This is a genomic window from Glutamicibacter mishrai, assembly GCF_012221945.1.
Taxonomy (GTDB): domain Bacteria; phylum Actinomycetota; class Actinomycetes; order Actinomycetales; family Micrococcaceae; genus Glutamicibacter; species Glutamicibacter mishrai.
The window spans coordinates 1864431-1879926 of sequence record NZ_CP032549.1 but is presented as its reverse complement, the minus strand read 5'-3'; the positions used below and the strand labels follow the sequence as shown (position 1 = coordinate 1879926).

Annotated in this window: 5 protein-coding genes and 5 rRNA genes; 2 read left to right on the top strand and 8 right to left on the bottom strand. The window is 54.4% G+C overall.

Features of this window, described 5'->3' with window-relative positions:
• Nucleotides 1-61: 61 nt before the first annotated feature.
• The 4 genes from D3791_RS08845 to D3791_RS08830 all read right to left on the bottom strand — a co-directional run bounded on the left by D3791_RS08845 (nt 62) and on the right by D3791_RS08830 (nt 7749).
• Complete coding sequence (locus D3791_RS08845) at nt 62-2035, bottom strand: M13 family metallopeptidase (protein ID WP_172511940.1); 1974 nt, start codon at nt 2033-2035, stop codon at nt 62-64.
• A 159-nt stretch (nt 2036-2194) separates the two neighbouring features.
• Nucleotides 2195-2311, bottom strand: a 5S ribosomal RNA gene (rrf, locus tag D3791_RS08840).
• A 155-nt stretch (nt 2312-2466) separates the two neighbouring features.
• Nucleotides 2467-5603: ribosomal RNA gene (locus D3791_RS08835) — 23S ribosomal RNA — on the bottom strand.
• Nucleotides 5604-6223: 620 nt separating this feature from the next.
• A 16S ribosomal RNA gene (locus D3791_RS08830) occupies nt 6224-7749 on the bottom strand.
• The 16S, 23S and 5S rRNA genes sit together here, the layout of an rRNA operon.
• Nucleotides 7750-8709: 960 nt before the next feature.
• Here D3791_RS08830 and D3791_RS08825 point away from each other — a divergent pair.
• On the top strand, nt 8710-9153 hold the full coding sequence (locus D3791_RS08825) for a MepB family protein (protein ID WP_022877201.1): 444 nt from the start codon (nt 8710-8712) through the stop codon (nt 9151-9153).
• A gap of 18 nt (nt 9154-9171) precedes the next feature.
• On the opposite strand, the gene D3791_RS08820 is transcribed toward D3791_RS08825, so the two are convergent.
• Both D3791_RS08820 and D3791_RS08815 read right to left on the bottom strand, forming a co-directional pair.
• A complete protein-coding gene (locus tag D3791_RS08820) occupies nt 9172-10368 on the bottom strand; it encodes a type II toxin-antitoxin system HipA family toxin (protein WP_172511939.1) in 1197 nt (398 codons plus the stop codon).
• A complete protein-coding gene (locus D3791_RS08815) occupies nt 10365-10565 on the bottom strand; it encodes a helix-turn-helix transcriptional regulator (RefSeq protein WP_022877199.1) in 201 nt (66 codons plus the stop codon). The genes D3791_RS08820 and D3791_RS08815 overlap by 4 nt, the downstream gene beginning before the upstream one ends.
• A gap of 385 nt (nt 10566-10950) precedes the next feature.
• On the opposite strand from D3791_RS08815, the gene D3791_RS08810 reads away from it, so the two are divergent.
• Nucleotides 10951-11472, top strand: a complete 522-nt coding sequence (locus tag D3791_RS08810) for a hypothetical protein (protein WP_172511938.1) — start codon at nt 10951-10953, stop codon at nt 11470-11472.
• A 164-nt stretch (nt 11473-11636) separates the two neighbouring features.
• Here D3791_RS08810 and rrf (D3791_RS08805) read toward each other — a convergent pair.
• Both rrf (D3791_RS08805) and D3791_RS08800 read right to left on the bottom strand, forming a co-directional pair.
• Nucleotides 11637-11753, bottom strand: a 5S ribosomal RNA gene (gene rrf / locus D3791_RS08805).
• 155 nt (nt 11754-11908) lie between these two features.
• Nucleotides 11909-15045: ribosomal RNA gene (locus D3791_RS08800) — 23S ribosomal RNA — on the bottom strand.
• Nucleotides 15046-15496: the final 451 nt, after the last annotated feature.

Genomic DNA, 15496 nt, shown 5'->3' with positions numbered 1-15496 from the left:
GATACAGGCCAGGGCACCGGAAAGCTGGCTTTCCGGTGCCCTGGCTTAGCGTCCTGCTGGTTTACCAGATCTCAACGCGCTGTTCTGGATCCAGCCACATGCCATCCCCCGGCTTGGTGCCGAAGGCTTCGTGGAAGGCAGCGAGGTTCTTCGGAACCTGGTTGCAACGGAATTCACCTGGCGCGTGCGGGTCGGTGGTCACTCGGACTACGGCGGTTTCCGGGCGGATCAGCGTGCGCCAGCATTCGGCCCATGCGTAGAAGAAGCGCTGGTCGCCGGTGATGCCATCGATGACCTCGTCCTCTTCGATTCCGCGCGCAGCCAGCTCGAGCTTGTACGCCTTGTAGGCGATGCCCAGGCCGCCCAGGTCGCCAATGTTCTCGCCCAAGGTGAGCGCGCCGTTGACCTTGTGATCTGGAGCTTCCGTGGGCGAGAGCGCGTTGTACTGGTCTACCAGTTTGCCGGTGAGCTTCTCGAAGGAAGCGCGGTCCTCATCGGTCCACCAGTTGCGCAGCTGGCCGGTGCCGTCGAACTGCGAGCCCTGGTCATCGAATCCGTGGCCGATTTCGTGGCCGATGACCGCGCCAATGGCGCCGAAGTTGGAAGCAACGTCGCGGTTGACGTCGAAGAATGGCAGGCGGAGGATCGCCGCAGGGAACGCAATTTCGTTCAGCAACGGGTGGTAGTAGGCGTTGACGGTCTGCGGGTACATGAACCACAGCTCCCGGTCCACGCCGTCGTCGATCTTCTTCAGTTCACGACGGAACTCGAATTCATTGGCCGAGGCCAGGTTCGCAATGACGTCGTGCTGATCGGTGGTGATGCTGGAGTAATCGATCCACTCTTTCGGGTAGCCGATTTTCGGGCGGAACTGCGAGAGCTTCTCGAGCGCCTTCTCAATGGTTTCAGGGCTCATCCACGACAACTCGCTGATGGAGATCCGGTAGGCCTCGATAAGGCGCTGAACCAATGCGTCCATTGCGCTCTTGGCATCGGCGGAGAAGTTCTTGGCGACGTAGAGCTGGCCGATATCCTCGCCAACCGCGCCTTCGGTGAAGGCGACGGCACGCTTCCAGCGGTCCTTGATCTGCTCAACACCGCCGAGCTTGGCAGAGTAGAAGGAGAAATTCTCATTGACGAAATCGCTGGACAGATACGGGGCAAAGGAACGCAGCACTTGCACGCGCAGCCAGTTCTTCCATGCTTCCAGCGGCTGGCTCTCGAACAGCTCCGCGAGGCCCTGCAGGTAGCTTGGCTGCCAGACGACAACTTCCTGGTAGTACTTCTCTTCAATGCCTGCTCCAGCCAACCAGGTTTTCAGGCCAGCGAACAACTCGAAGAGATCAGCACCTGTCATCAGGTTGTAGCGTGCCTGGGCATCGCGAACCTTGACGCGGTCCCAGTGGTGTGAGGCGATGGCTTTCTCGAGGTCGACAACACTTGCGGCTGCAGCCTGGGCATCAGCAATGGCGCCCAGGGTCAGCAGGCGGTTCAGGTGCTCCTGATAGTCGGCAAGGGTTTCAGCGAACTGCTCCTCGCGATAGTAGGACTCATCGGGCAGGCCAAGTCCGCCCTGCAGGAAAGTCAGGAGGTTGCGGTCTGGATTGCCCGCATCATTGCTGGCACCGATATCCAAGAATCCACTGATGCCCTTGCGGTGGAATGAGCCGGTGACCTCGAGCAGCTGGTCGGTGCTCTGGATATCCGAGATGGCTTCCAAGAAGCCGGCAACCGGTGTCGCACCGCGTTCTTCGATGACTGCTTCATTCATGAACGAGCCATAAAGCTGAGCAATACGCTGGGTTGCTCCGTCGGTGGCCGAACCGGATTCGTAGGACTGGACCGCTTCCTTGATGATCGCGTGAACGGCGTCTTCTGCCTGATCGCGAAGCTCCATGAATGAGCCGTAGATTCCCTGGTCACCTGGGATAGTGGCGGTTTCGAACCACTTGCCGTTGCTGTGCCGGTAAAGATCATCCTGGGGACGAATCGAATCGTCTCGGTAGCGCAGCGGGCTCGTTGTCTCGGTGGTCAAGGCGGGGCTCCCCCTAAATAGCAGATCTCGTTTTATCTACTACACACTGTAACCAGTTCCCCGACGAAAAAGAGCGTCAGTGCCGCTGATGCGCGGACGGCTTAAACAGGTGAGGCCCCAACACACACTGTGTCAGGGCCTCAAACCATATTAGGTTAAGTCCGGCGGTGACCTACTCTCCCACACCCTCACGAGTGCAGTACCATCGGCGCAATGGGCCTTAGCTTCCGGGTTCGGTATGGGACCGGGCGTTTCCCCCACGCTATGACCGCCGTAACAATCACGAAGCACACAAACCAAACAACTTGGTCATGTTTTCCGGTGTTAAAACGTCTTATATTTGTTTTCAGGTGATTACGGGTTGTTGTCTCGTAACCGCATAGTGAACGCGAACAGCATTGAAATCATTAGTTCAAATATTGTTATATTGTGTGTTGAAAGTCATCGGCCTATTAGTACAGGTCAGCTACACAAGTCTTCAGTCCTTGCTTCCACATCCTGCCTATCAACCCAGTGGTCTAGCTGGGGGCCTCACACACTCAAGGTGCATGGAAATCTCATCTCGAAGCAGGCTTCCCGCTTAGATGCTTTCAGCGGTTATCCCTTCCCAACGTAGCTAATCAGCGATGCACTTGGCAGTACAACTGACACACCAGAGGTTAGTCCGTCCCGGTCCTCTCGTACTAAGGACAGCCCTTCTCAAATTTCCAACGCGCGCAGCGGATAGGGACCGAACTGTCTCACGACGTTCTAAACCCAGCTCGCGTACCGCTTTAATGGGCGAACAGCCCAACCCTTGGGACCTACTCCAGCCCCAGGATGCGACGAGCCGACATCGAGGTGCCAAACCATGCCGTCGATATGGACTCTTGGGCAAGATCAGCCTGTTATCCCCGAGGTACCTTTTATCCGTTGAGCGACGGCCCTTCCACGAGGTGCCGCCGGATCACTAGTCCCGACTTTCGTCCCTGCTCGAGCTGTCACTCTCACAGTCAAGCTCCCTTGTGCACTTACACTCAACACCTGATTGCCAACCAGGCTGAGGGAACCTTTGGGCGCCTCCGTTACATTTTAGGAGGCAACCGCCCCAGTTAAACTACCCATCAGGCACTGTCCCTGAACCAGATCATGGTCCGAAGTTAGGTGACCGGTACAGCCAGAGTGGTATTTCAACGATGACTCCACCTGAACTAGCGTCCAAGCTTCAAAGTCTCCCACCTATCCTACACAAGCTGCACCGAACACCAATACCAAACTATAGTAAAGGTCTCGGGGTCTTTCCGTCCTGCTGCGCGTAACGAGCATCTTTACTCGTACTGCAATTTCGCCGAGTTCATGGTTGAGACAGCGGGGAAGTCGTTACTCCATTCGTGCAGGTCGGAACTTACCCGACAAGGAATTTCGCTACCTTAGGATGGTTATAGTTACCACCGCCGTTTACTGGGGCTTAAATTCTCAGCTTCGCCACAAAAGTGACTAACCAGTCCTCTTAACCTTCCAGCACCGGGCAGGAGTCAGTCCGTATACATCGTCTTGCGACTTCGCACGGACCTGTGTTTTTAGTAAACAGTCGCTTCCCCCTGGTCTCTGCGGCCCACACCCGCTCACAACTGCAAGAGCTGATCACGAGGCAGGCCCCCCTTCTTCCGAAGTTACGGGGGCATTTTGCCGAGTTCCTTAACCATGATTCTCTCGATCGCCTTAGTATTCTCTACCTGATCACCTGTGTCGGTTTGGGGTACGGGCGGACTGGGACCTCGCGCCGATGCTTTTCTAGGCAGCATAGGATCACCGAATCACCCCAAAAAATGGGGCGCCTATCAGGTCTCAGAAACAATTGAGCGGCGGATTTGCCAACCACTCTTCCTACACCCTTGGACCAGGTCAATTCCATTGCCTGGCTCGGCTACCTTCCTGCGTCACACCTGTTAATACGCTGACCTCACTGCATCGGTTCCCACCACATCAACCAACAAGACACCCGAAGGCATCAACACTGGAATCCGTCATGGTTAGCATCCACAGCTCAGTATGGGCGGTCCTTCGCCGGTACGGGAATATCAACCCGTTATCCATCGACTACGCCTGTCGGCCTCGCCTTAGGCCCCGACTAACCCAGGGCAGATTAGCTTAACCCTGGAACCCTTGATCATTCGGCGGACGGGTTTCTCACCCGTCATTCGCTACTCATGCCTGCATTCTCACTCGTATAGCGTCCACCGCTGGTTTCCACCGCGACTTCACCCGCTATACGACGCTCCCCTACCCATCCAAACGCCCAACAAAAGCCAGGCAAATATTTGAATGACGCAACTTCGGCGGTGTGCTTGAGCCCCGCTACATTATCGGCGCGGAATCACTTGACCAGTGAGCTATTACGCACTCTTTCAAGGGTGGCTGCTTCTAAGCCAACCTCCTGGTTGTCACAGCAACTCCACATCCTTTCCCACTTAGCACACGCTTAGGGGCCTTAGTTGGCGTTCTGGGCTGTTTCCCTCTCGACTATGAAGCTTATCCCCCACAGTCTCACTGCTACGCTCTCACTTACCGGCATTCGGAGTTTGGCTAAGGTCAGTAACCTTGTAGGGCCCATCGCCTATCCAGTAGCTCTACCTCCAGCAAGAAACACGTAACGCTGCACCTAAATGCATTTCGGGGAGAACCAGCTATCACGAAGTTTGATTGGCCTTTCACCCCTACCCACAGCTCATCCCCTCCATTTTCAACTGAAGTGGGTTCGGTCCTCCACACGCTCTTACACGCGCTTCAACCTGGCCATGGGTAGATCACTTCGCTTCGGGTCTAGACCGTGCCACTCAAACGCCCTATTCAGACTCGCTTTCGCTACGGCTACCCCACACGGGTTAACCTCGCGACACAGCACTAACTCGCAGGCTCATTCTTCAAAAGGCACGCCATCACCCAGGAACAAGTCCCAGGCTCTAACGGATTGTAAGCGCACGGTTTCAGGTACTATTTCACTCCCCTCCCGGGGTACTTTTCACCATTCCCTCACGGTACTGATTCACTATCGGTCATCAAGTAGTATTCAGGCTTACCAGGTGGTCCTGGCAGATTCACACAAGGTTTCACGGGCCCCGTGCTACTCGGGTATCAACACTAGAACGGCAGACACGCATTACACCTACGGGACTATCACCCTCTATGGTCCGGCATTCCAACCGATTCACCTATACGCCTGCACCTCATCCCACCAGCAAGATAGCACTGGTACATGTCAACCCCACAACCCCGATGATGCAACGCCTATCCGCTATCACACACCAACCGGTTTAGCCCCATCCGCGTTCGCTCGCCACTACTAACGGAATCACTATTGTTTTCTCTTCCTGCGGGTACTGAGATGTTTCACTTCCCCGCGTTCCCTCCACACAGCCTATACATTCAGCTGCAGGTCACACCACATAACATGGTGCGGGGTTCCCCCATTCGGAAATCCTGGTATCAACGTCCGGTTATCGACTCCACCAGGCTTATCGCAGATTCCCACGTCCTTCATCGGCTCTTGATGCCAAGGCATCCACCGTGCGCCCTTAAAAACTTCAACACAACATCAAAGTCTCAAGATATGAGCAATAAAACAATCTAACAAAATCACGCAGACAAGACTCAAACACCTAGATGACCCAAGGAAAAGGGCCACCAGACTCATCTCATCTGCAAGATGCTCGCGTTCACTATACAGTTCCCAAACAACAACCCCACACCCCCGCAACCACACCACCAACAAAGGCGGCACGTCCACGGCAAACACAGGACAAACACCGAAACACCAAGAACCCCGCCACCCAAGAAGAGAAACAACCAACCATCACAACACCAACCCCACAAGGGCCAGCACCACAACAACCGATCACATCATCCACCAGGGACGGAGGCTTGTTGCCTCAAAACCCAACAGCATGCCAAACCATACAAACCACACAACACCACCACCGCTTTTCCAACACCACAACAACCCAAAGGATCATCATGCTGCGTACTCACCAGCAACAACACCATGCAGCCACAGCCAGTACCCCACACACACCACACAACCCCACAAAGGATCAATCAGGCATGCATGCTTTCCAGTACTGAGTTCATTGATATTCCACCCATGAGCAACCCACCCGTACCACACTCGGGCACAGACATGGGCAACCATAATAATGGTTAGCTCCTTAGAAAGGAGGTGATCCAGCCGCACCTTCCGGTACGGCTACCTTGTTACGACTTAGTCCCAATCGCCAGTCCCACCTTCGACGACTCCCCCCACACAAGGTGGTTAGGCCATCGGCTTCGGGTGTTACCAACTTTCGTGACTTGACGGGCGGTGTGTACAAGGCCCGGGAACGTATTCACCGCAGCGTTGCTGATCTGCGATTACTAGCGACTCCGACTTCATGGGGTCGAGTTGCAGACCCCAATCCGAACTGAGACCGGCTTTTAGGGATTAGCTCCACCTCACAGTATCGCAACCCATTGTACCGGCCATTGTAGCATGCGTGAAGCCCAAGACATAAGGGGCATGATGATTTGACGTCATCCCCACCTTCCTCCGAGTTGACCCCGGCAGTCTCCCATGAGTCCCCACCACTACGTGCTGGCAACATGGAACGAGGGTTGCGCTCGTTGCGGGACTTAACCCAACATCTCACGACACGAGCTGACGACAACCATGCACCACCTGTGAACCAGCCCCGAAGGGAAACCCCATCTCTGGAGCGGTCTGGCACATGTCAAGCCTTGGTAAGGTTCTTCGCGTTGCATCGAATTAATCCGCATGCTCCGCCGCTTGTGCGGGCCCCCGTCAATTCCTTTGAGTTTTAGCCTTGCGGCCGTACTCCCCAGGCGGGGCACTTAATGCGTTAGCTACGGCGCGGAAAACGTGGAATGTCCCCCACACCTAGTGCCCAACGTTTACGGCATGGACTACCAGGGTATCTAATCCTGTTCGCTCCCCATGCTTTCGCTCCTCAGCGTCAGTAAATGCCCAGAGACCTGCCTTCGCCATCGGTGTTCCTCCTGATATCTGCGCATTTCACCGCTACACCAGGAATTCCAGTCTCCCCTACATCACTCTAGTCTGCCCGTACCCACCGCAGATCCGAGGTTGAGCCTCGGACTTTCACGGCAGACGCGACAAACCGCCTACGAGCTCTTTACGCCCAATAAATCCGGATAACGCTTGCGCCCTACGTATTACCGCGGCTGCTGGCACGTAGTTAGCCGGCGCTTCTTCTGCAGGTACCGTCACTTTCGCTTCTTCCCTACTGAAAGAGGTTTACAACCCGAAGGCCGTCATCCCTCACGCGGCGTCGCTGCATCAGGCTTCCGCCCATTGTGCAATATTCCCCACTGCTGCCTCCCGTAGGAGTCTGGGCCGTGTCTCAGTCCCAGTGTGGCCGGTCACCCTCTCAGGCCGGCTACCCGTCGTCGCCTTGGTGAGCCATTACCTCACCAACAAGCTGATAGGCCGCGAGTCCATCCCCCACCGATAAATCTTTCAACAACCCACCATGCAGTAGGAAGTCATATCCGGTATTAGACCCAGTTTCCCGGGCTTATCCCAGAGTCAGGGGCAGGTTACTCACGTGTTACTCACCCGTTCGCCACTAATCCACCCTGCAAGCAGGGCTTCATCGTTCGACTTGCATGTGTTAAGCACGCCGCCAGCGTTCATCCTGAGCCAGGATCAAACTCTCCATAAAAAACAAAAAGCCACCGAAACCCCTCGGAAAATAAGGGAGAATCAATGAAAAAATCCTGGCGAATAAAAAACACTCAAGAACACTGCACGGGGGTGCAATGCCTCAAGCAAATGTTATGTATTCACCAAATAAAAATAATTCGGTATCAACAAACTTGGCACACTATTGAGTTCTCAAACAACAAACACTTACCGGTTCTCCATTACCCAACAATTCAGGCAATGATTTCGTCCAGCGTTATATTCAAATCTTATCACCGCGAATTTCTGAAAGTCAAATCAATTGTTTGTGATTTGAAACAGTATTCTTGGTTCCCATTCTTCAACTATTTTCCCACAGTGACCTGTGTGAAACCGTTGATTTTCTGGGGTTTCGCCGTCGTTTTGCATCCGGTTATTTCTTCCGTTTTGCTCTCGGCGACAAGGAAAAACTATACACAGGTTTGGGGGGGTCGTGCAAATCGGGTGGCTGCTTTTTCCGGGTGAGCGTCGACACTTAATTTCCGCATCGTTGTTTAGGCCCCCGTTGCCCACCCAATAGCGAAGTACAAATGCACGTTTACAGTTGCTCAAGGACTCCCTACTCTGCTCTATGCACCCGACACCTCCCCTTATTCCACTCTCTGAATCGCGAAGCAACGCGGCGGCCTCCCGCCCGCATCTACGAATGATGCCGTACCTGCGCAGTCGTACATCTGAGCAACGGATATAGACCGCAGCGAGGATCGAAGCTGAACGCGAGTGGCCTACAGGCATAATCCAGCCGGCTCAGGGACAGCAGAGCGCACGACAAGGCAGACTGGCCAGGCAGCCCTCTCCTCGTGCCTGCGAGTGATTCTCTGCAGGTATCGCCTTGAGCTACTGCGAAATGCGATGTGGCTGAGCTACAGGCCAACGTATAGTTCTCAATGACATCACTACTGTTCCTGGTGGACCGCCGGTAGCACATAGGAAGGCATGAATGACCTACACCGCGTTAGACCGCTACTGCCTCGTCACTGGGCAGGCACACGGCGAAGTTATTCCCGAAGCGCAACAGAGCGATTACCAAGCCGGCATCGCTGAAATCGACGGTCAACTCTGGCGAATAAGAACCGCAAGGACCACGCCAACGAAGTCTGGCGGCTTCGTAGCCATATGGCATCGCGATGAAACTGGATCCACCGCACCGTACGTTTCCGATGCAGAACTGCACGGCGCATTGGTCTTCATTGAGCAATCCGAGCGCTTCGGAGTCTTCCGCTTCACGCAGCAGCACCTCGAGCAGCTGGGCGTCTACGCATCAGCGACTGCCCCAGGGAAACGCGGCTTTCGCGTCTACCCTTCATGGGTCACTGGGCTCCATGGGCAAGCGAAGAAGAGCCAAGATGCCCAGCGGCCCGCATTCTCCGTGCTCGTAGACTGACAGCCGATACCTGGCTCTCTACTCCAGCTCCATCCGTCGGAACCTCAGTTCCCGTTGGGCACCGCGTAGTGGCGACCCCTCAAAGGGCAGCTCGTCGAGGTCTGCAGTGAGTGCAGCCTTCAAAGCGAGTTGGTTTGCCGACTGTGCTGCACGGTCCGCCAATCCCAGCTCACCGGCAAGTTCGGCCCAGTGCTTCCTTTTCAGGTTCTTAGTTTTACCCGCGACAGTTAGAGCCATGGTGTCATCACCGTAGACCAAGGTGCAGGGTATGTCGTATATCGGCGCGACGCCGAATTGTCCTTGCTCGTTTGCGAGGATCGAAACATTCTTTCCATGCAAGTCCCCGTTGCCGGTAAGCCAGGCGAAGACGAATTGGATGTAGAGATTGCGTCTAGCCAGTACCGGCGCCTGGCAGTGTTGGGCTAGAACCTGGATAACCTGTTCCGTGCTAACTGCATATTTGCTTGCCGGCGGAAGGTTGAGTACCTGCATGGCGTCTTCCAACGGCAATCGTTCCGGTTGCGCCTCGGGCTCGACTGCCATGCGGTCAAAGCGCTCTACAAGTAGCCCGGGGTTCGCCTTCGAATCCATTACTAGCTGATTCTTTGCCACCGGGAGTTTCAGTGCCCTTGCTGCTTTGAGGTGCAGTGCCTCGTTTAGCACCAGATGTGGATGGTCTCGAGGATCGAGCTTAAGCAGATAAGCGCTGTTCTTGAATTCGACTGGTGTGGTCAACATGGTTGCGCTGATCTTGTCTTGAACACCTGGAATCGAGTGGCGATCCAAAGTCCTAGAGAGCGCCGAGAAGTCGAGATCCTCCGTAGTGCTGAATTCAGCGACCACAGGAGTTTGCTCTAACTTCGATCCGGCCGGAATGACCCGGACATTGCCGGGGGTATCAGACCCGACGGCCATCAAGAGGGTCAGCTCGTCAGAGAGGCTGGTCTTCGTTGCATCTTTGAGAACGGTGAGTCGATGTCCCTCGGGTAATAGTCCTGAGAAGAAAGAAGGCAATGCGCCACCGGGCCCGACGTACACGTAGCGGGCCGCCGGCAGGGATGTGGCTATTGCGGAGCCGCCATCGTGAAGATAGTGAACGTCGTAAGTGAAGGCAATGCTTCCGTCGTCTTGTCGGGTTAGGTACCCAGCCAAGCTGTCATTGCAATAGACATCAGCCTGGGCGACCAGCTTGAGTTCTTGGAGTGACGGAGTCATTTGGCCACTACGATTCTCAGGCCGAGTACGTCGGCCACGGAAAGCACTGCTTCTATGGAAGGGTTGCCCGCACCGCGTTCTATTGAACGCAACGTACGTTCAGAGATGCCAGCCAACTCGGCAAGTTGTTCCTGGGTTAGACCATTCTGCTTTCTAGCGCGCTGCAATTCGGCGCCGAGCTCCGACACAGAATTCATAGATAGTCCTCTTCCGGCAGCATCTCGCCGATCAGCAACATTCCGCTCTCTATCATCCATCACAAAAGAGGATTCGGCAAGAAATTACCGATATCTGCGATGAGTGGGGCAACTCGACCCGAACCGAACTAGAACGGCAAGATACTGCCGTGCAGATACGACCTAGCTAGAAATGTCGAGGCACTCAGCAAGACATGCGAGCAACTACCCAGCCCCATTGGGCCGGCAATATCTGGTGTCGTCGATCCCGTTTCTGCCACGGTATTCCGGAATAGAACTGACTTGGCTACGGGTGTTAGTTGCATTCACCGGCACCCTGCAGAAAACAGACCAGCTACCCGGTTGGCGCTAGTTCTGCGAGCCCCCTAACGAGTACGCTCTCAATATGTCCGAGAAAAACCAACTTCTTGAATTGGTGCCTGCCCCCAGTGATGTCATTTCCATAGTCCACAGGCTAGTAGAAAGCCGAAGGCCGAAGAACGATAGCCAGCGCGAGGCACTATTTACTCAGCTTGGTTTTATCTCGCGAATTAGCCAAGACAACCCCGATGAGCAATCCGCTCTGCGCATCAATCCCCTGGACGTTGGGCTTGGGAGCACTGTGCTCGGCACGTGGGGCACATACGAGAAAGATTTCCTTGATGTCACACTTCATCTCTACACTTCAACAAAACCTGGGTCGGCCGAAACGCGGCAAGGTTTTCTTCAGATAAAGAACGAGTTGAGCGACCTCTATGGTCCAGCCACGCACCCCTGGGAAGATGAACAGCAGCCTCCATGCATATGGGAGTGGAATGGCTGGGCGATCACTATGCATCTATTCAATGCTAGAGACAGTGCAGTAATGCTTACCGTCGAAAACACGGATCTCGCCCAACGCATAGACGCTGAAGAAGCAACCCACTGAACTGAGCCCTTAAACAAGAACAAGGGGCGAGCTGATAGCCCACCCCGCCAACACCAGGCCAGCCCAAACCGGCACCAACTAATACCAGGCCAGCAGCAGCACTGGTTAAACAGGTGAGGCCCCAACACACACTGTGTCAGGGCCTCAAACCATTTTCAGGTTAAGTCCGGCGGTGACCTACTCTCCCACACCCTCACGAGTGCAGTACCATCGGCGCAATGGGCCTTAGCTTCCGGGTTCGGTATGGGACCGGGCGTTTCCCCCACGCTATGACCGCCGTAACAATCACGAAGCACACAAACCAAACAACTTGGTCATGTTTTCCGGTGTTAAAACGTCTTATATTTGTTTTCAAGTGATTACGGGTTGTTGTCTCGTAACCGCATAGTGAACGCGAACAGCATTGAAATCATTAGTTCAAATATTGTTATATTGTGTGTTGAAAGTCATCGGCCTATTAGTACAGGTCAGCTACACAAGTCTTCAGTCCTTGCTTCCACATCCTGCCTATCAACCCAGTGGTCTAGCTGGGGGCCTCACACACTCAAGGTGCATGGAAATCTCATCTCGAAGCAGGCTTCCCGCTTAGATGCTTTCAGCGGTTATCCCTTCCCAACGTAGCTAATCAGCGATGCACTTGGCAGTACAACTGACACACCAGAGGTTAGTCCGTCCCGGTCCTCTCGTACTAAGGACAGCCCTTCTCAAATTTCCAACGCGCGCAGCGGATAGGGACCGAACTGTCTCACGACGTTCTAAACCCAGCTCGCGTACCGCTTTAATGGGCGAACAGCCCAACCCTTGGGACCTACTCCAGCCCCAGGATGCGACGAGCCGACATCGAGGTGCCAAACCATGCCGTCGATATGGACTCTTGGGCAAGATCAGCCTGTTATCCCCGAGGTACCTTTTATCCGTTGAGCGACGGCCCTTCCACGAGGTGCCGCCGGATCACTAGTCCCGACTTTCGTCCCTGCTCGAGCTGTCACTCTCACAGTCAAGCTCCCTTGTGCACTTACACTCAACACCTGATTGCCAACCAGGCTGAGGGAACCTTTGGGCGCCTCCGTTACATTTTAGGAGGCAACCGCCCCAGTTAAACTACCCATCAGGCACTGTCCCTGAACCAGATCATGGTCCGAAGTTAGGTGACCGGTACAGCCAGAGTGGTATTTCAACGATGACTCCACCTGAACTAGCGTCCAAGCTTCAAAGTCTCCCACCTATCCTACACAAGCTGCACCGAACACCAATACCAAACTATAGTAAAGGTCTCGGGGTCTTTCCGTCCTGCTGCGCGTAACGAGCATCTTTACTCGTACTGCAATTTCGCCGAGTTCATGGTTGAGACAGCGGGGAAGTCGTTACTCCATTCGTGCAGGTCGGAACTTACCCGACAAGGAATTTCGCTACCTTAGGATGGTTATAGTTACCACCGCCGTTTACTGGGGCTTAAATTCTCAGCTTCGCCACAAAAGTGACTAACCAGTCCTCTTAACCTTCCAGCACCGGGCAGGAGTCAGTCCGTATACATCGTCTTGCGACTTCGCACGGACCTGTGTTTTTAGTAAACAGTCGCTTCCCCCTGGTCTCTGCGGCCCACACCCGCTCACAACTGCAAGAGCTGATCACGAGGCAGGCCCCCCTTCTTCCGAAGTTACGGGGGCATTTTGCCGAGTTCCTTAACCATGATTCTCTCGATCGCCTTAGTATTCTCTACCTGATCACCTGTGTCGGTTTGGGGTACGGGCGGACTGGGACCTCGCGCCGATGCTTTTCTAGGCAGCATAGGATCACCGAATCACCCCAAAAAATGGGGCGCCTATCAGGTCTCAGAAACAATTGAGCGGCGGATTTGCCAACCACTCTTCCTACACCCTTGGACCAGGTCAATTCCATTGCCTGGCTCGGCTACCTTCCTGCGTCACACCTGTTAATACGCTGACCTCACTGCATCGGTTCCCACCACATCAACCAACAAGACACCCGAAGGCATCAACACTGGAATCCGTCATGGTTAGCATCCACAGCTCAGTATGGGCGGTCCTTCGCCGGTACGGGAATATCAACCCGTTATCCATCGACTACGCCTGTCGGCCTCGCCTTAGGCCCCGACTAACCCAGGGCAGATTAGCTTAACCCTGGAACCCTTGATCATTCGGCGGACGGGTTTCTCACCCGTCATTCGCTACTCATGCCTGCATTCTCACTCGTATAGCGTCCACCGCTGGTTTCCACCGCGACTTCACCCGCTATACGACGCTCCCCTACCCATCCAAACGCCCAACAAAAGCCAGGCAAATATTTGAATGACGCAACTTCGGCGGTGTGCTTGAGCCCCGCTACATTATCGGCGCGGAATCACTTGACCAGTGAGCTATTACGCACTCTTTCAAGGGTGGCTGCTTCTAAGCCAACCTCCTGGTTGTCACAGCAACTCCACATCCTTTCCCACTTAGCACACGCTTAGGGGCCTTAGTTGGCGTTCTGGGCTGTTTCCCTCTCGACTATGAAGCTTATCCCCCACAGTCTCACTGCTACGCTCTCACTTACCGGCATTCGGAGTTTGGCTAAGGTCAGTAACCTTGTAGGGCCCATCGCCTATCCAGTAGCTCTACCTCCAGCAAGAAACACGTAACGCTGCACCTAAATGCATTTCGGGGAGAACCAGCTATCACGAAGTTTGATTGGCCTTTCACCCCTACCCACAGCTCATCCCCTCCATTTTCAACTGAAGTGGGTTCGGTCCTCCACACGCTCTTACACGCGCTTCAACCTGGCCATGGGTAGATCACTTCGCTTCGGGTCTAGACCGTGCCACTCAAACGCCCTATTCAGACTCGCTTTCGCTACGGCTACCCCACACGGGTTAACCTCGCGACACAGCACTAACTCGCAGGCTCATTCTTCAAAAGGCACGCCATCACCCAGGAACAAGTCCCAGGCTCTAACGGATTGTAAGCGCACGGTTTCAGGTACTATTTCACTCCCCTCCCGGGGTACTTTTCACCATTCCCTCACGGTACTGATTCACTATCGGTCATCAAGTAGTATTCAGGCTTACCAGGTGGTCCTGGCAGATTCACACAAGGTTTCACGGGCCCCGTGCTACTCGGGTATCAACACTAGAACGGCAGACACGCATTACACCTACGGGACTATCACCCTCTATGGTCCGGCATTCCAACCGATTCACCTATACGCCTGCACCTCATCCCACCAGCAAGATAGCACTGGTACATGTCAACCCCACAACCCCGATGATGCAACGCCTATCCGCTATCACACACCAACCGGTTTAGCCCCATCCGCGTTCGCTCGCCACTACTAACGGAATCACTATTGTTTTCTCTTCCTGCGGGTACTGAGATGTTTCACTTCCCCGCGTTCCCTCCACACAGCCTATACATTCAGCTGCAGGTCACACCACATAACATGGTGCGGGGTTCCCCCATTCGGAAATCCTGGTATCAACGTCCGGTTATCGACTCCACCAGGCTTATCGCAGATTCCCACGTCCTTCATCGGCTCTTGATGCCAAGGCATCCACCGTGCGCCCTTAAAAACTTCAACACAACATCAAAGTCTCAAGATATGAGCAATAAAACAATCTAACAAAATCACGCAGACAAGACTCAAACACCTAGATGACCCAAGGAAAAGGGCCACCAGACTCATCTCATCTGCAAGATGCTCGCGTTCACTATACAGTTCCCAAACAACAACCCCACACCCCCGCAACCACACCACCAACAAAGGCGGCACGTCCACGGCAAACACAGGACAAACACCGAAACACCAAGAACCCCGCCACCCAAGAAGAGAAACAACCAACCATCACAACACCAACCCCACAAGGGCCAGCACCACAACAACCGATCACATCATCCACCAGGGACGGAGGCTTGTTGCCTCAAAACCCAACAGCATGCCAAACCATACAAACCACACAACACCACCACCGCTTTTCCAACACCACAACAACCCAAAGGATCATCATGCTGCGTACTCACCAGCAACAACA

What these genes read in the sequence shown, in the direction of transcription:
- D3791_RS08825 (WP_022877201.1), top strand. Translation starts at nt 8,710, where the DNA reads ATGACCTACACCGCGTTAGACCGCTACTGCCTCGTCACTGGGCAGGCA.
- D3791_RS08820 (WP_172511939.1), bottom strand. Translation starts at nt 10,368, where the DNA reads ATGACTCCGTCACTCCAAGAACTCAAGCTGGTCGCCCAGGCTGATGTC.
- D3791_RS08815 (WP_022877199.1), bottom strand. Translation starts at nt 10,565, where the DNA reads ATGAATTCTGTGTCGGAGCTCGGCGCCGAATTGCAGCGCGCTAGAAAG.
- D3791_RS08810 (WP_172511938.1), top strand. Translation starts at nt 10,951, where the DNA reads ATGTCCGAGAAAAACCAACTTCTTGAATTGGTGCCTGCCCCCAGTGAT.